Here is a 16,589-nt window from a genome sequence, read left to right as displayed (position 1 = left end):
ATGAAAAAAATATTAATTCTAATTACAGCAGTAATTATAGCATCTTGTTCGGACAACCTCGAGAGTTTGAACGAGAATATTAAAGATCCATCTTCTGTTCCTGGTGAAACTTTATTTACAGGTGCGCAGAAGAATTTGGTTGATCAAATGGTTGACCTAAATGTGAATAATAATAACACAAAACTTTGGGCGCAATATTTACAAGAGACGACCTATACAGATGAAAGTAATTATGACCAGGTAACAAGAACCATTCCTGCTACACACTGGAGTGTTCTTTATAAGGATGTTTTAAAAGATTTAGACGAAGCTTCTAAAATCATAACAGATACTAAATATTCGCTTCCTGAGGACATTGAGACTAAAGCCAATAAACTTCAAGTAATAGAAATATTAACAATATATGCGTATAGTGTATTAGTAGAAACTTTTGGAAATGTTCCTTACACTGAAGCTTTGGATATCGAAGATCTATTACCTGCTTATGATGATGGTGAAACAGTTTACAAAGCCTTGATTGGAAGGCTTACAACGGCTATCGATGCATTAGATACCAGTAAAGGAAGTTTTGGGGCTGCCGATAATATTTATGGTGGAGATGTATCGCTATGGAAAAAGTTTGCCGCTTCCTTAAAACTTAGAATGGGGATCTTATTATCTGATGTAGATAATGCTTTTGCCAAAACTACTGTAGAATCAGCAGTTGCAAGTGGTGTATTTACCAGCAGAGCCGATAATGCTAATTTCACATATTTATCTGCCGCACCTAATACAAATCCTGTTCATGCAAACTTAGTACTAAGCGGAAGAGCAGATTTTGTTGCTGCTGCTACAATAGTGGATATGATGAATACATTAAATGACCCAAGAAGGCCTTTGTTTTTTGAAAAAACTACAATTACCATTGGTACAATTACATCTACTACTACAGCGGGAACAACAACAACTTTAAATTTTGAAGACCCTATAGACGCTCCTATTGAAATAGGGGATGAAGCATTTAACGGATCTGTTTCACTAGGAACAATTTCTGGAATAAGTGTTTCTTCCATTGATATTGAAAACATTTCTGAAACACCAGAAGTAGATAATGCTATTTCTTTCTCTGGATACAAAGGAGGAACTATCGGTAGTACATCAAGTTTCTCTACGCATTCTCATGTATCTGATTATGTAGAAGCTGCTGCAACTCCTGGTGTAATTTTTGATTATGCAGAAGTTGAGTTTTTATTGGCAGAAGCTGCTGCAAGAACTTTTGCAGTGGGTGGAACAGCAAAAAGTCACTATGATATTGCCGTAGTAGAATCAATAGAAAGTTGGGGAGGATCAAATGCCGATGCCATGACATACCTGGCTCAACCAACAGTAGATTATGATACTGCTTTAGCAGCGAGTACTGCTACTACCCCTTGGAAAGAAGTAATTGGTAACCAAAAGTGGATAGCTTTATTTAATAGAGGTATCGAAGCCTGGACTTCGATCAGACTATTAGATTTCCCAATATTGGCTACACCTGCAGAACCTGTTTCTGGTTTCCCTAATAGATATACATATCCAATTATAGAGCAAACCTTAAATGGTTCAAACTGGCAAGCTGCTTCTACTGCAATAGGTGGTGATCTTCCTGAAACAAAACTTTTCTGGGACCTGAACTAATCAATATTCCCGGTAATTATTAACATAATGTTTAGGGGTGAGATAAAAAATCTCACCCCTATTTTTTATATTCATATCACAATTGCTAAACTGCTTACAACAATATTCCCTCGTTTTACATTCTATGACTTTCTATTCTCCGATCAAATAGATCTATTAGAACATTAATATAAATCTAAAGGAATCTTTTCGTAAAACTACTGTGCCTGATATGTTGTTCTTTCTAACTTGTATGCTAAATAGTTATTGTTTAGAAACTAAGAGCCATTTATAATATACATCTTGTGGTTATAAACAAAGATTCCCCGAAAGCATGGCCTCGCTCCCAGGGAATCAACCTAATTAATCTAACCTAACTAACTTATTATATTTTGTATTCTATTCTTTTTATTAGAAGCGAATAGAAAATCAAGTAATTATTCAAATTCTATAACCTTACAGAATGATGTCCCATTAGGACATTCTGGAGTTTCTATCATTAAGCACACTTCATATCTCCCTGGTCCATCAAATTCATGATAAAATGGGTTGTTATGCGGGAACTCTGGTGATTTACCTACATATTTCCCATCAACAAACCACTCTAGAGTAACATCATCGATCCCTTCGAATGCTCCAGGATAAAAATAATATGCAGCTTTATCGCCATCTCGTTCTGGTTCAAAGGACAGATCCGGGCAATCCCCTACTCTTATCTCTTTGCAATATTTTACTCCCTCTGGGCAATCTGGTGTAATTACTTTTAAACACACTTCATGCACTCCAGAATTAAATTGATATACAAGAGTTCTGCTTCCTACTTGTGGATCATTATTTTTTGGTGATTCGACAACGTTTCCGTCTACATACCATAGTATTTGGCTTACTTCATCTGCACCTTCTATCTTGGCTTCAAAAGTATACGTCCCCACTGTTCCCGGTTCTATTTCTTTTGTAAAAGAAACTTCTGGGCAAACCAAACTTGATTCTTCTACTTCTATAACTTTACAATAAGAAGTTCCTTCTGGGCAATTGGGTGTTTCTGTTTTGATACATACCTCATATCTTCCTGGCTCCTTAAAATTCCATATTAAATAATTGTCTTCGCCAGGAGCAGAATCTTCTACCAATCTATCATTAATATACCATCCATAAGACACTTCATTAATCCCTCTAAAATCTGCAAAAAACTTATATGTAGATCGACCTTGATATTGCTTACTTCTAAAAAATAAATCAGGGCAAGGATCATTTTCATCTACCTCTACTTCTATATCAATGCACGCTTCAATCGTTCTCTGATCGGTTATAATTCTAACACAAATGGTATGTTTACCAGGTTCAAACAGATAATCTAAGATCTGATTAATAATATTTTCTTTATCCTCTCCTTCTATATCATTTCCATCTACAGACCAAATCGTCTGTGCATCATTATCAATCCCACTTGTTTTAGCTTCAAAACTATAAACCGCACTTCCTTCTTTGTTGTCAACAACAATTTCAACCTCTGGATCACTATTAAAATCTTCAGTTTCACAAGAAGTAAATCCCAATACAAGTGTAAGTATTAACGTATACCAAATACTAAGTTTTTTCATCGTAAATAATTTTAGGGGTTACTAAATTTTCTTCAAGAAGCTTTTTAAACCTCTCTTACAATGAAACGGCTTAAAAAAAAATTACCCTACCCCCCTACTTTCATTTTTTATTCTTTGATTGCTTGAAAAAAAAATCTAGATTTGAAAATATATTTTTATCCCCCTAAATGTCTGACAACAATAATTCTACATGTAACGAGCAAGTCTTTGACAAGTTTTTCAAGAGTAATTCTAAGCTTTTGAGGAATTATATTTATTACAAATTTGGAGATCTGGAACAGGCAGAAGATATTGTTCAGGATGCATTTATTAAACTCTGGAATAATTGTTCTAAAGTATCGATAGATAAGGCCAAAAGTTATGTTTATACTATTGCGACTAATCTCGGTATTAGTATTACAAGGCATCAAAAAGTAAAGTTCAAATACAAAGATTATATTTTACAACGTAAAACAGATGTCAATCACGAATCGCCAGAATTTATTGCTCTTGAAAAAGAATATATGGAAAAGTTAAAAAGTGCAATTGCTGATTTGCCAGAACGCCAAAGAGAAGTGTTCCTGCTAAGTCGAATAGATAAAAAAACATATAAAGAAATTGCAGAGCTATCGAATGTTTCTGTAAAAGCAATAGAAAAATTGATGCATAAAGCATTATTAACACTAAGAGGAAAAATAGGGAATATTTAATGAAGTTAATAGTTAATTAGTCAATGGTTAGGTAAATCATTTAAAATTCAATAATAAAAGGTGGCGTTTAAATTTGAAAAACTAAAGGTATGGCAAAAATCTATTGATCTTTCTGGAGATGTTAATAAATTAACCCAGAGTTTCCCTAAAGATGAACTTTATATATTAACTTCTCAAATAAAAAGAGCCACAGATTCAATAGCTCTTAATATAGCAGAAGGTTCTACCGGACAAACAAATAAGGAATTTAATCGATTCTTAAGTATAGCTTTACGCTCCGCTATAGAAGTAGTAAGTTGCTTACATTTAGTTAAAAAAAGAAATTTAATTAATCAAAATCAGTTTCAAGACATTTATGAAAAGTTAACTGAAATTGTTAAAATGATTCAAGCTTTAAGAAAAACATTACACTAGTATAAATTTAAAAATAGGTAAGTAATTGACATAGACTATTAACTATAAACTATTGACCAAAAATACTTAGAGTAAATAAATAATACACTATCTCATTATTTGATGTTATATTTTTATGATTTTAAAAAAATAACTAAAAGAGGTAGGGTAATTTAAAAATAAAACGTTCACATATTATATGCCGAAGTTATGTTAGACGATAAAAAAGATGATATATTCTTATCCAGGTGGATTAGCGGAGAGCTTTCTGAAGAGGAACTTCTTGAGTTTAAATCCCATCCTGAGTATGAATATTATGCAAAAATAATGGCTGGTGCAGATGCTTTGGATCTAAAAGATTATGATGCAGACAAAGAACTCTCTGCTTTAAAATCAAAATCGAGTTATACCGCAAAAGAAAACTCTAATTCGGTTATAAAATTATGGCCATATATTGCGGTTGCCGCTTCGATTGCAATTATCCTGGGAATCTTTTTGTTTAACCCCAATGAGTCTTTCAGCACCGATTATGGAGAACAATTATCTGTAACACTACCCGATGGATCAGAAATGATTCTAAATGCTAAATCTTTAGCAAGTTTTGACAAAGAAAACTGGAAAGAAAACAGAATGGTAACCTTAGAAGGAGAAGCCTTTTTTAAAGTGAAAAAAGGAAGTAAATTCACTGTTACTACCGAAAATGGAGAAGTTTCTGTACTAGGAACCCAATTTAATGTACAATCCCAAAATTCTTTTTTTGAAGTTACTTGTTATGAAGGTAAAGTTAGTGTTGCAAATAAGGAAAATAAAAAAATTCTAACAGCAGGAAAAGGATATAGAAATCTTGAAAATATCGAGCCAGAAAGCTGGGTTTTTGATATCAAACAGCCTTCTTGGCTTAGTAATACAAGCTCGTTTAGAAGTATACCTATCAAATACGTATTTAAGGAGCTTGAAGAACAATATGATTTAAAAATTAAAACAACAGAGATAAATCTCGAAACTATATATACAGGAACTTTCCCTAATAACAATAAGGAAGTTGCTCTTAGAACAGTTTTTAGTACCTTAGGCATGAAGTATAGCGTATCGAAAGATAGCAAGACTGTGGTATTAGAAAAATAGTAGAATGATAAGACTTCTATGTGTATGTATTTTCTTATGTAGCATATCTGTTTCTTCTCAGGAAGAAGCAAAAGTCGTTGCTATCAATAATAAACCACTCCCCGAAGTAATTCCTATAATTGAAGCGTTTTATAGTATTAAATTTTCTTACATCGATACTTTTATAAAGGATAAAAATATTTCTATAACTCTAAACCCTCAACTTTCTCTAAAAGATTTAGTTAAAAAATTACAACAACAAACAAAACTACAGTTTAAAATCACAGGAGAAAACTTTGTTACCATTAGTGTCTTAAATAAAAGAGATACTATTTCTGTTTGTGGGTATATTTTAGATGAAGAAGAAAAACCGCTTAAAGATATAGGAATCTTTTTTAAAGCCAATCGTACTAATGTAACTACTGATAGCAAGGGTTATTTTGAAAATAATCAGGTACCATACAATTCGGTTATTTTAATTAGCGCTCCGGGGTTTCGCCAAAGGGTTTTGAATTCTAAATCGTTTTTAACCGACGAGTGTATAAAAATATATCTTACTAATGCACATGAAGAAATTTTGGATGAAGTTTTTATTCAGGAATATTTAGCTAAAGGAATTACTCAAAACAAAGAAGTAATTCATATTGATTTAAATAATGTAGAAATTCTTCCCGGACGTACAGAACCAGATATTTTACAAACCATACAACTTACACCAGGTGTTAATAATCCATTCGAAACTGCCTCTGGGTTATTTGTAAGAGGAAGCGCTCCTAATCAAAACCTAGTACTGTGGAATGGCATAAAAACATACCACCAAGGGCACTTATTTGGTATGCTATCTGCATTTAATCCATATGTTGCCAAAGAAGTGAATTTTTCTAAAAGCGGAGTCAGTGCCAAATATGGAGACCGAATAGCAGGAGTAGTCGATATTAAGTCCGAAAACCAAATTGCAGAACGTTTTTCTGGCGGAGCTGGTTTTAATATGATCAATGCAGATATGGTAGCACATATTCCCATCATACGAGATAAAGTATCATTACAAGTATCAGGAAGAAGATCATACACCGATGTTTTAGAAACATTTACCTATAAACAACTCTCTGATCGAGTTTTTCAGAATACTAAAATTGCCGAGACTGTTGCCCTTAATAATGAGAGTAATGACTTTTTCTATATAGATTATAATGCCAATTTAATTCTACAGCCTTCAGATAGTGACAAAATTGAAATTAACACGATTTATAGTAAAAATGATTTAGATTTTAGAAGAAGTGATACTATAGAGTCCTTTAATGATGATCTTACTACAGAGAATGAAGGATATAATTTTAAGTGGAGTCACACATACAGTAACACCTTTAACACCAAAGTAAGTGGGTATTACACCAAATATCTTTTAAATTATCAATTTATAACCAGAAACCTTGGAGCGATAACCGAAATCGAAAGTAAAAAAAACACTGTAGGAGACTACGGAGCAGAACTTGGATTAAATTACAGACTATCAAAATATCAAAACATTTCTGGTGGCTATCAATTATCCAACAATACGATTAGATATGCCTTTGTTACTGCAACCCCAAGTTATGAGCTAATTTTGGATGAAGATGATCGTTTTTTAAATACACATGCGGCATATGCAGAATACACATTCGATAACCCAAAAAACTTTTATGTTTCGGCTGGGTTACGTTTCAATTTTTATGCAGAGCTTGATAAAACCTATATCGAACCCAGGGTGTTTGCTCAAAAATATATTACCCAAAACTGGGAAATTAATACCAGTTTAGAATACAGAAGTCAATCAACCAGCCAGATTCAGGAATCTGTTGTGAGTGACCTATCCCTCGAAAATCAAGTCTGGACATTAGCTAATAATGAGCAGTTTCCTGTGATCAGTAGTTATCAATTTACATTAGGAAGTAGTTTTAGAAAAAATAAATGGTATTTGGATATTGATGGGTATTATAAACAAATTGAAGATATTACTACATTAACCTCTGGTTTTATTAATCCTATAGATAATATCCACCATGTAGGTGAAAGTAGAATTTTTGGTGTCGATCTTTTTCTAAAAAAAAGGTTTAAAAATTATAAAACCTGGGTTAGTTATTCTTATATCAATACCCGTAATACATTTGAAGGTATTAATGATAACGAATCCTTTCCTGGTAATTGGAATATTGAACATACCGTAAAATGGTCTCAATTTTATAAGCTTAATAATTTTCAATTCTCCCTGGGTTGGATCTGGCATACAGGTAAAGCCTATACTAATGTATCTGGGGTAGACGAAAGTGGTGAAATCGTAATCTTAGAATTTGATGAGATTAACAGTAATAATCTTCCAGAATATCACAGGTTAGATTTCTCTGCTATTTATGATTTCAAAATAGGTTACAATCCTAATATAAAATATCGTATTGGGCTTTCTGTTCTAAATATATACAACAAAAAGAATTTACTAAACCGAGAGTTTAGAACAACAAATTCTCTTAATAACCAGTTTATTAATTCTGACATACTATCACTAGGGATTACTCCTAATATTAGCTTTAGAATTTTTTGGTAAATAACTACTTCATTTTTTTAGTTGAGTTTTCCTTTTTTGTCTATTTTCTTGTACCTTGATCACCTACAAATCATATAACTAAAATGAAAAAACTCTTTTTTATTAATTGCATGTTTCTATTTTTGTCTATAGGATATGCGCAAGAAACACATCCCGATTATAGTATCACAGATCAAATATCTCTTCAATGTAATCCTGTTATTAGTCAAGGAAAAACAGGTACATGCTGGAGTTTTTCTACCACCTCTTATATCGAATCAGAAATTGCTCGACTAGGACACGGTGTTCACGATTTATCAGAATTATTTCAGGTTAGAAATACATATACCGATAAAGCCCGAAATTATATCCTAAGACAAGGTAAAGCTCAATTTAGTGAAGGAGCACTTGCTCACGATGTTATAAAATCTATTCATAAACACGGAATAGTTCCTAATCAAATATATACAGGTTTTGCTGGAGGTAATGCAGATCGTCATGATCATAGTGAATTAATAAAATTATTAACCAATATGGTTGATAATGCAGTAAAGCACAAAATTCTTTCGAAAAATTGGTGGAAAAGTTACGAAGCAATGTTAGATATCTATCTTGGAGAAAGACCAGATACTTTTACATATAACAATAAAACGTATACTCCTATTGAGTTTGCCAAAGAACTTGGGATCGATGCAAATAACTACATCACACTAACTTCTTTTACTCATCATCCTATGAATAGCGATTTTATTCTCGAAATCCCAGATAATTTCTCTAATGGTATATATCACAATATCTCACTTGATGAGTTGCAACAAGTCGTTGATCACGCTTTAAAAGAAGGTTATACTGTTGCCTGGGACGGAGATGTAAGTGAAGTAGGATTCTCTCAAAAAAATGGTTTAGCAATTCTAACCGACAAAAAAGATCGTAAAGATGCATTTAAAGAATATATCCAAGAAGATAAAGTAACTCCCGAATCTCGACAAAAAGAATTCGAAAATTACAACACTACAGATGATCACTTAATGCATTTAGTTGGTAAAGGCGTTGATAAAAAAGGAAAAACGTATTATAAGATCAAAAACTCCTGGGGCATTAAAGGAGCTCAAAAAGGGTATCTTTATATGTCTGAAGCATATTTTAGAATGAAAACCGTAGGGATTTTACTTCATAAAGATGGAATCCCTAAAAAAATAAAAGAAAAAGTATAATCTATAAAACACAAAAAAGCTGTCTGTATGTACAGACAGCTTTTTTGTAATAAGAAATATATCTTTTTAGAACTGCTCTCTTCCTGCAAAATGAAAAGCTCCTTCGATAGCAGCATTTTCATCACTATCACTACCGTGCACAGCGTTTTCACTAATAGAAGTAGCATACTTTTTACGAATAGTTCCTTCTGCAGCTTCTTCTGGATTTGTTGCACCTATTAAAGTTCTGAAATCTTCTACAGCATTTTCCTTTTCTAAAATAGCCGCTACAATCGGACCACTTGTCATATACTCTACTAATTCTCCATAAAAAGGACGCTCCTTATGAACTGCATAAAATGCCGCAGCATCATCTGTAGTAAGTTGAGTTAATTTCATTGCTACAATTCTAAATCCTGAAGCCGTAATTTGCTCAATAATTCCTCCAATGTATCCTTTTCTTACCGCATCCGGTTTAAGCATTGTAAAAGTTCTGTTTGTTGCCATTGTATGTTTTTGTTATCTAAATACTTCTTATAATTAGAAGTATTTCAAATTATTACTTAGGTATATAAAAACCCGATTTTTTAAATTTTGTGCAAAAATATATATAAAAGCATCAAAAACAAGAATTATTATATGAAATGAGTCGTATTAAAAATTAATTGTGTATATCCTAATAGATGTATTCTTCTTTTTATAGTTAAGAAAAGTATATTCAATACTTTTCTATTCTTTAGGATATTGCCGTTTATACTCTTGTAATACAATATTATTTTTGCCTCTAATCTGCATAGTTACGGTATAAGAATCAAGATCAAATTTTAGGATCCCAAAACTAGGAATTGAGATTACCCGGCCAATTCTGTATTTATTAGACTCTCCATTGTATGCTTCATATGCATGTGTTAATCCACTAGATGTAAAATCAATTAATGGGTACTTAAGTCCTTTTATACTGGTCATCGAAAACTCAGAAATATGTCGATCTCCACTAAGTATTATAGCATTTCGTACTCCTTTACGTATTAACACATCCTTTAATCGTTTTACTTCGTGCGGAAAATTTCCCCAAGTCTCGAAACCATGTTCTGATGACAAAAACTGAATACTACTTACAATAACAACAAAATCAGAATAATTAGATGACAGCTCTTTTTCGAACCATTTCCATTGCTTTTCTCCCAACAAAGTTCCTTCGTTATTTTCATACGGTTCATACCGTCTTCCTTCTTCTGTACTTTTTCTTAAAGCCGATCTAAAATATCGAGTATCCAAAACAATCACTTTAACACTTCCTTTTTCAATTTCAAAAACTCTTGATGTATATACTCCTTCTCTAGCTCTTAGAGTATCTTCTTTTGCAACTCCCAAAAAATCCAGAAACAACTGTTGACTCTCTTCTTTTTTACTCCACTCTACCCCAGCATCATTTTTACCATAATCATGATCATCCCAGGTAGCCATTACAGGGACTACTTTTTTTAATTTTTGATAATTAGGATTACTGTTTTGCAGTCCATAATCGCTTTTTATTTTGGACATATCGTCAGAATCTGCATAGATATTATCCCCTCCCCAGATAAATACATCAGGAGTATTCTTTAAAATTTCATTCCAAAAAGGCTGAGGACTGTTCTGCTTATTACAGCTTCCGAAAGCTATAACAAAATCTGATGATGATGTCTTATCTTGTGCTAATGATAATTGAAGTACGCAAAAAAACAAAATTAGAAAACTATTGATATATCTCATGGCTATCAAATTTAGTGACTCAACAAAATTAATCGTTCTAATATTACTAAAATATTATTTATTGTATCTTCGCTGACCTATGAATACTACTGAAATAAACAAGATACGAGGACTTCTTTCGTCTTCAAAAAACATTGTAATTGTAACCCATAAAAATCCAGATGGTGATGCTATAGGTTCTAGCTTGGCATTATATCACTATCTTATTTCTTTAGGGCATAATGTTACAGTTATTACACCAAATGATTATCCTCTTTTTTTAAAGTGGATGCCTGGTGAAAATACGATTCTAAAGTATGATAGCGATACCAAAATTGCTTTATCAAAAATCGAAAAAGCAGATCTTATTTTCACCTTAGATTTTAATCACTTTTCTAGAAGTGGTGATATGGAAAATGTTTTGGCAAAGACCAAAACCAGTTTCATTATGATTGATCACCATCAACAACCTGCAGATTATGCAGAATTTATGTATAGTGACCCTAGTATGAGTTCTACCTGCCAGATGATATATCATTTCATAGAACAACTAAATGACCTGGATAAAATCACCTCGGAGGTTGCAACCTGTATTTATGTTGGAGTAATGACAGATACTGGATCTTTTAGATACAGATCTACCACGAGTACCACTCATAAAGTAATAGCAGATCTAATCGACCGGGGGGCAGATAATACACGAATACACGAAAATATCTATGATACCAATACACTGTCCAAAATTCAATTAAAAGGTGTTGCTCTAAATAACCTAAGAGTACTCCCAGAATATAAAACAGCATACATTACTTTATCTCAAAAAGAACTGGATCAACACAATTTCAAAAAAGGAGACACCGAAGGTTTTGTTAATTTCGGACTTTCTATAAAAGGAATTAAGTTTGCGGCTATTTTTATAGAGAATAAAGGAGAAGAAATTATCAAAATCTCTCTACGTTCTAAGGGTGATTTCTCGGTAAACGAATTTTCTAGAAATCATTTTGAAGGAGGAGGGCATAATAATGCAGCTGGCGGAAGAAGTAATCTCTCATTATCTAATACTGTTGAGAAATTTATTAGTATCTTACCGACTTATAAAAAAGTCCTGAATCAATGAGATTAGCCCTTCACACGCTTTGTCTTCTTTTTTTATTTTCTTCTTGTAAAACACCTGAAGCCCGAAGACCTGTAAGTATTAAATCTGGTTCTTTTATAAATGAATCTATTAATCGCAATAAGGAACTTGCAGCAAGAGAAGAAGCTAGAATTCAAAAAATCATTAATGAAGACTCTACTCATACTTATATAACCTCAGAAACAGGATTCTGGTATTTCTATACCAAAAAAGACACTGTATCCACTATTACACCACAATTTGGAGATATCGTAACCTTTGATTATAATGTAAAAGATTTAGGAGGTACAGTAATTTATTCACAACAAGAATTAAATACAATTACATATCGTATTGATAAAGAAGAACTTTTTTTAGGTCTTAGAGAAGGATTAAAGCTTATGAAGCAAGGTGAAATGGTAACATTTCTGTTTCCTTCTTATCAAGCATATGGATATTATGGAGATGATAATAAGATTGGCACAAATATTCCGTTAATAGCAGAAGTAACACTTAACACAATTACAAAAGAATCAACAACAGAAAATTAATTACCAGCAAAAATGAAAAAATTAAATTTATTATTCTTAGCTATTATTGCATTAGCATTTAACAGTTGCAATGAAAAATACCCTGATTTAAAAGAAGGTATTTATGCCGAAATCGTTACAAACAAAGGTACTGCGGTAGCCAAATTACACTATGACCTTACTCCTATGACGGTGGCCAACTTTGTTTCTCTGGCAGAAGGTACCAATACTATGGTCGATAGTACTTATAAAGGGAAAAAATATTATAACGGAATTATATTTCACAGAGTAATTAAAGACTTTATGATCCAGACTGGAGATCCTCTGGGAACTGGTACAGGAGACCCCGGGTATAAATTTCCTGATGAGATAGTAGATTCACTTACTCATAAATCAAAAGGAATCTTATCTATGGCTAATTCTGGGCCAAATACTAATGGAAGCCAGTTTTTTATTACACTAAAAGAAACTCCATGGTTAAATGGAAAACATACTGTTTTTGGAGAAATTGTTTTAGGACAAGACATTATTGATAGTATTGGTGTTACCAAAACAGGTCCTGGAGATAAGCCAGAAGCAGAAGTAAAAATGACGGAAGTTAACATCATTCGCAAAGGATCAGATGCTAAAGCTTTTAATACCGAAACTGCATTTACAGATAAGCTAAAAGTTATTGAAGAAGAAAAGGCCGAAAAAGAACGATTAGAAAAGGAACGTAATGAAGCTATTGCTGCAAAGTTTAATGAACTAAAAAGTACAGCAACAAAATTAGAAAGTGGTCTTGAAATTATACATACAAAGCAAGGAGACGGACAACAACCTAAGCCAGGAGAAATGGTGGGCGTAAATTATGCAGGGTATTTCACAGATGGAAAAGTTTTTGATACTAATATTGCCGAAAAAGCAAAAGAACTTGGGGTTTTTAATAAGCGTAGAGCTGCACAAAGAGGATATGATCCTGCACCAATGCCATATTCTGCAGAAGCAAAAATGATTGCTGGTTTTAGAGAAGGTATATTGCAACTAAAAAATGTTGGCTCTAAAGCTATACTTTTTATTCCTTCTCATCTTGCATATGGTGAAAGAGGTAATCGAGGAATTCCACCAAATAGCGATCTTATTTTTGAGGTAGAATTAGCTAGTATACAAAGTAAAGAAGAAGCTAAACAATAAAATTTAGAACATAGAGTATAACAAAAGAGGCCGTCTAAAAAGTATTTAGGCGGCCCTTTTTAGTGCAACTTCATTAAAACATTTTTTGCCTCTCACATATTTTTGTTATATTCATATCATACAAATTAATTAAAAACAATTTTCATGAAATCAATTTTAAACATTCAAGGGGTTAAAAAACTTAATAGAGAAAGTCTAAGTAAAATTATTGGTAATGGACCGGAAGACTGCTGGGAGTATGAAACATTCTATTCCTCAGTATTTTGCTGTGCAATGAATGGCGGACGTGTAGGCTGTGTATCTGTATAGGTTTGTAAAAATTGAGAGGTATAAATCCTTTTTAAAAAACAGGATGGAGATCAAACAGAATTTCGAAAAAGTATGTTCTGTCAAATTTTCTATTTTAAAACAAGTTTTGACTAATTGTTTTTTTAAGTAAGGGGCTATGGTAGAATACGTGCTCGTTCAATCATTCTTAATGTCTACGCTATATTTGACTTGAATTAGTAAGTATTCAAGGTAAAGAAGAAGAAAAAAAATTCTATAATATCCTGATAGTTAAAACAAAAAAACATCCCGACTAATTCGGGATGTTTTTTGTTTTATATGCTCTATAATCGGTTTGCAAGCATTTCTTCTCCACTCTCTATAAGAGTTAAACTTTCTATTTTACCATCATCCTTCTTATTGAATCGAATACTTGCATTTATTTTTTCTAGAAAGAATTTCTCATTCGATTCTGCAAACATTAGCATAGAATCCCGACCGGTTGGTTGAATCATTAACTTACCATTTTTATACATTACTGTTAATACAAACCCTGGTTTAAGCTCATATTTTCCTGTATAACTTTTTAGGATCGAATGATCAACAACAGCTTCTTTTTTAACTTTCGCTTCGACCTTAATACCAAACTCTGCTAATGAATTAATTGATGCAGTAAGCGATGGATCAAGTTCATATGCTTTTTGATATGCCTTAATTGCTTTTTCTTTATCTCCTTTTTTCTTATATCCATCACCAAGAGAATCCCAAAGATTACCATTATCCGAAAATAATTGAACATTTAATCTAAATAACTCTATTGCCCAATCAGGATTCTCCTCTTGCCTTAATATCATATATCCCATATCATTAAGAGCATCACCATTTCTCAAATTAGAGCTATACTCTTTTTTGATCATTGTTGTCAAAACATTTGACTGGTTTATTTCATTTTTCTTAATGAAGTCGAGTATAAAAAAACTAAGGTTCTTTTTAATTGGTTTTGGCTGGTAATCTGCATTAAAAATCATTTTTTCTATAGGCCATGCAAGTTCGACTTCTCTACTGGTTGCATTTGTAAAAAATATAATGACCACATCCTCTTTTGGAAGCCATATAAAATCATGAAAAAATATACGATTTCCCCCGTTATGACTTACTATTTTTGTATTTCTATCTGAATTAAAAATTGCCCATCCATAAGCATAATGACTGGATCTGTTTTCTTGCTCTGGAGTGTAAGGTGTAGTTAATATTTTTGTTAGTGATTTTGATAAAACCGTATTCGATTTTAGAGCCAAATACCATTTATACATATCTTCGGGTGTAGAATGAATACCCCCGTTTCCTTTTAGAGTCCATGATACTTTATTACCGGCTTCATGATATCGCTCAATCATCGTTCCTACAGGTATAATAGTATTCATATAACCACTTGCTATCTTCTTTTTATCCCAGTTAGGAATAAAATACCCTGTTTGTTTCATCCCGGCAGGTTTAAACAAATATTCATTTATAAAATGCTCATACTCCTGTCCCGAAACCAATTCGATAATTCGTGCCAGTATACTATAACCTGCATTAGAATACCTGTATTTTAAACCCGGTTTCTGAATTAATTCTGTATTAAATAATGTCTTAAAAAACTCTTCTCTCGGGATATAATCAAAATCCCCCTCACCAATTACATCGATTAGTCCCGAAGTATGTGTTAATAGTTGATGAATCGTAATATCTTTTTTATCATTGGGTAGATCAGCAAAAAACGTACTAAGAGGATCGGTTACTTTTACTTTATTAAACTCTACCAATTTTAGTATCGCAGTTGCTGTAAATTGTTTTGTTGTAGATCCTATTGTAGCAACTGTATTAGATGAATACAAAATATTATCTTCTCTATTCGCCAAACCATATCCTTTATTAAGAATAATTTTTCCTTGTTTTGCTACCAAAACTGCTCCCGAAAACCCATTTGCGATGTTGTCATTTAAGTAATTATCTATTTTTTTAATGATAAATTTATCTTTATCTGCTTTTTGTGCATATGAAGTCGTTCTTCCAAATAATAGAACAAGGGTGATTAAGGTTAACAATGCTTTTTTCATAATTGTATTAATTTTTTCTATGGTTACTATTAGGACGTATTTATCCAAGCCCCTTTTTGAGGGCTACATATAAACTTGCCGTTTTTTTTGATTTTAGTTTCTAAAAAGTATTACTTATCAAATCGCTTTAAATACCAGAAGTAGAGTAAAAAGCTTATCGAAATGCTGATCGCCATGATAGCAAAAGAATGTATTCCTAAAGGTAGTGTATAATTAACAATGAACAGTCCGATTCCTGTACTCATTAAAATGGCGAACCATTTAATATTGATATGATGATCATCTGATTTTCTTTGTAGAATAGAAGAAACAATATTTTCAGATATTCCTTTATCTATGATTTTATTTTTTAGTTTATGTTCTAGTATTTTTCTTATAATTAATAACGCAAAAAGCATTACCAAAACAATAATAAAAATAAAGACGCCCATTTTAATAAAATCTGGATCTATATATTGCGTGGGAGTAATAAATATTGAGTTCATAATCTGTATCTT

14 protein-coding genes are annotated in these 16,589 nt (G+C 32.3%); 9 read left to right on the top strand and 5 right to left on the bottom strand.

All coding sequences use genetic code 11. The features are described 5' to 3' along the window. A complete protein-coding gene (locus ATO12_RS15480) occupies nucleotides 1-1,656 on the top strand; it encodes a SusD/RagB family nutrient-binding outer membrane lipoprotein (RefSeq protein ID WP_034243230.1) in 1,656 nt (551 codons plus the stop codon). Between the two features lie 416 nt (nucleotides 1,657-2,072). On the opposite strand, the gene ATO12_RS15475 is transcribed toward ATO12_RS15480, so the two are convergent. Then, nucleotides 2,073-3,236, bottom strand: a complete 1,164-nt coding sequence (locus ATO12_RS15475) for a hypothetical protein (RefSeq protein ID WP_034243227.1) — start codon at nucleotides 3,234-3,236, stop codon at nucleotides 2,073-2,075. A 239-nt stretch (nucleotides 3,237-3,475) separates the two neighbouring features. On the opposite strand from ATO12_RS15475, the gene ATO12_RS15470 reads away from it, so the two are divergent. The 5 genes from ATO12_RS15470 (at nucleotide 3,476) to ATO12_RS15450 (ending at nucleotide 9,193) form a co-directional block, all read left to right on the top strand. After that, nucleotides 3,476-3,925 (top strand): RNA polymerase sigma factor, encoded by a 450-nt coding sequence (locus ATO12_RS15470; RefSeq protein ID WP_394331715.1) that lies wholly within the window; start codon nucleotides 3,476-3,478, stop codon nucleotides 3,923-3,925. 60 nt (nucleotides 3,926-3,985) lie between these two features. Then, a complete protein-coding gene (locus ATO12_RS15465) occupies nucleotides 3,986-4,339 on the top strand; it encodes a four helix bundle protein (protein ID WP_034243220.1) in 354 nt (117 codons plus the stop codon). Between the two features lie 189 nt (nucleotides 4,340-4,528). Continuing rightward, nucleotides 4,529-5,443 carry a FecR family protein gene (locus ATO12_RS15460; protein ID WP_034243218.1) on the top strand — a complete coding sequence of 305 codons (915 nt, stop codon included), beginning with the start codon at nucleotides 4,529-4,531 and terminating at the stop codon, nucleotides 5,441-5,443. A 4-nt stretch (nucleotides 5,444-5,447) separates the two neighbouring features. After that, nucleotides 5,448-8,000 (top strand): TonB-dependent receptor plug domain-containing protein, encoded by a 2,553-nt coding sequence (locus tag ATO12_RS15455; RefSeq protein WP_034243216.1) that lies wholly within the window; start codon nucleotides 5,448-5,450, stop codon nucleotides 7,998-8,000. Nucleotides 8,001-8,083: 83 nt separating this feature from the next. Further along, nucleotides 8,084-9,193, top strand: a complete 1,110-nt coding sequence (locus ATO12_RS15450) for a C1 family peptidase (protein ID WP_034243213.1) — start codon at nucleotides 8,084-8,086, stop codon at nucleotides 9,191-9,193. A 66-nt stretch (nucleotides 9,194-9,259) separates the two neighbouring features. Here the strand turns inward: ATO12_RS15450 and ATO12_RS15445 are convergent, their stop codons facing one another. After that, on the bottom strand, nucleotides 9,260-9,679 hold the full coding sequence (locus ATO12_RS15445) for a nucleoside-diphosphate kinase (protein WP_025666274.1): 420 nt from the start codon (nucleotides 9,677-9,679) through the stop codon (nucleotides 9,260-9,262). A gap of 222 nt (nucleotides 9,680-9,901) precedes the next feature. Further along, nucleotides 9,902-10,927, bottom strand: coding sequence for an alkaline phosphatase D family protein (locus ATO12_RS15440; RefSeq protein WP_034243210.1), 1,026 nt, complete (start codon nucleotides 10,925-10,927; stop codon nucleotides 9,902-9,904). Nucleotides 10,928-11,006: 79 nt separating this feature from the next. On the opposite strand from ATO12_RS15440, the gene ATO12_RS15435 reads away from it, so the two are divergent. The 3 genes from ATO12_RS15435 to ATO12_RS15425 are packed head-to-tail and all read left to right on the top strand — an operon-like array spanning nucleotide 11,007 to nucleotide 13,723. Next, nucleotides 11,007-12,023: a DHH family phosphoesterase gene (locus ATO12_RS15435; protein ID WP_034243207.1), complete on the top strand. Its 1,017-nt coding sequence runs from the start codon at nucleotides 11,007-11,009 to the stop codon at nucleotides 12,021-12,023. Next, nucleotides 12,020-12,571: a gliding motility-associated peptidyl-prolyl isomerase GldI gene (gldI, locus tag ATO12_RS15430; RefSeq protein WP_034243204.1), complete on the top strand. Its 552-nt coding sequence runs from the start codon at nucleotides 12,020-12,022 to the stop codon at nucleotides 12,569-12,571. Before ATO12_RS15435 ends, gldI begins: the two co-directional genes overlap by 4 nt. Before the next feature lie 12 nt (nucleotides 12,572-12,583). After that, complete coding sequence (locus ATO12_RS15425) at nucleotides 12,584-13,723, top strand: peptidylprolyl isomerase (protein ID WP_034243202.1); 1,140 nt, start codon at nucleotides 12,584-12,586, stop codon at nucleotides 13,721-13,723. A 611-nt stretch (nucleotides 13,724-14,334) separates the two neighbouring features. Here ATO12_RS15425 and ATO12_RS15420 read toward each other — a convergent pair. Beyond that, complete coding sequence (locus ATO12_RS15420) at nucleotides 14,335-16,092, bottom strand: serine hydrolase (protein WP_117590059.1); 1,758 nt, start codon at nucleotides 16,090-16,092, stop codon at nucleotides 14,335-14,337. 110 nt (nucleotides 16,093-16,202) lie between these two features. Further along, nucleotides 16,203-16,577, bottom strand: a complete 375-nt coding sequence (locus ATO12_RS15415; RefSeq protein WP_034243199.1) for a hypothetical protein — start codon at nucleotides 16,575-16,577, stop codon at nucleotides 16,203-16,205. Between the last annotated feature and the right edge of the window lie 12 nt (nucleotides 16,578-16,589).

The sequence above is a fragment of the Aquimarina atlantica genome, from assembly GCF_000626715.1.
GTDB classification, from domain to species: Bacteria; Bacteroidota; Bacteroidia; order Flavobacteriales; family Flavobacteriaceae; genus Aquimarina; species Aquimarina atlantica.
The sequence above is the reverse complement of the archived record's forward strand: the minus strand, read 5'-3'. Positions and strand labels throughout refer to the sequence as shown.

Coding starts and splice junctions, on each gene's coding strand:
- ATO12_RS15480 (WP_034243230.1), top strand. CDS start 1: ATGAAAAAAATATTAATTCTAATTACAGCAGTAATTATAGCATCTTGT.
- ATO12_RS15475 (WP_034243227.1), bottom strand. CDS start 3,236: ATGAAAAAACTTAGTATTTGGTATACGTTAATACTTACACTTGTATTG.
- ATO12_RS15460 (WP_034243218.1), top strand. CDS start 4,529: ATGTTAGACGATAAAAAAGATGATATATTCTTATCCAGGTGGATTAGC.
- ATO12_RS15455 (WP_034243216.1), top strand. CDS start 5,448: ATGATAAGACTTCTATGTGTATGTATTTTCTTATGTAGCATATCTGTT.
- ATO12_RS15450 (WP_034243213.1), top strand. CDS start 8,084: ATGAAAAAACTCTTTTTTATTAATTGCATGTTTCTATTTTTGTCTATA.
- ATO12_RS15445 (WP_025666274.1), bottom strand. CDS start 9,679: ATGGCAACAAACAGAACTTTTACAATGCTTAAACCGGATGCGGTAAGA.
- ATO12_RS15440 (WP_034243210.1), bottom strand. CDS start 10,927: ATGAGATATATCAATAGTTTTCTAATTTTGTTTTTTTGCGTACTTCAA.
- ATO12_RS15435 (WP_034243207.1), top strand. CDS start 11,007: ATGAATACTACTGAAATAAACAAGATACGAGGACTTCTTTCGTCTTCA.
- gldI (WP_034243204.1), top strand. CDS start 12,020: ATGAGATTAGCCCTTCACACGCTTTGTCTTCTTTTTTTATTTTCTTCT.
- ATO12_RS15425 (WP_034243202.1), top strand. CDS start 12,584: ATGAAAAAATTAAATTTATTATTCTTAGCTATTATTGCATTAGCATTT.
- ATO12_RS15420 (WP_117590059.1), bottom strand. CDS start 16,092: ATGAAAAAAGCATTGTTAACCTTAATCACCCTTGTTCTATTATTTGGA.
- ATO12_RS15415 (WP_034243199.1), bottom strand. CDS start 16,577: ATGAACTCAATATTTATTACTCCCACGCAATATATAGATCCAGATTTT.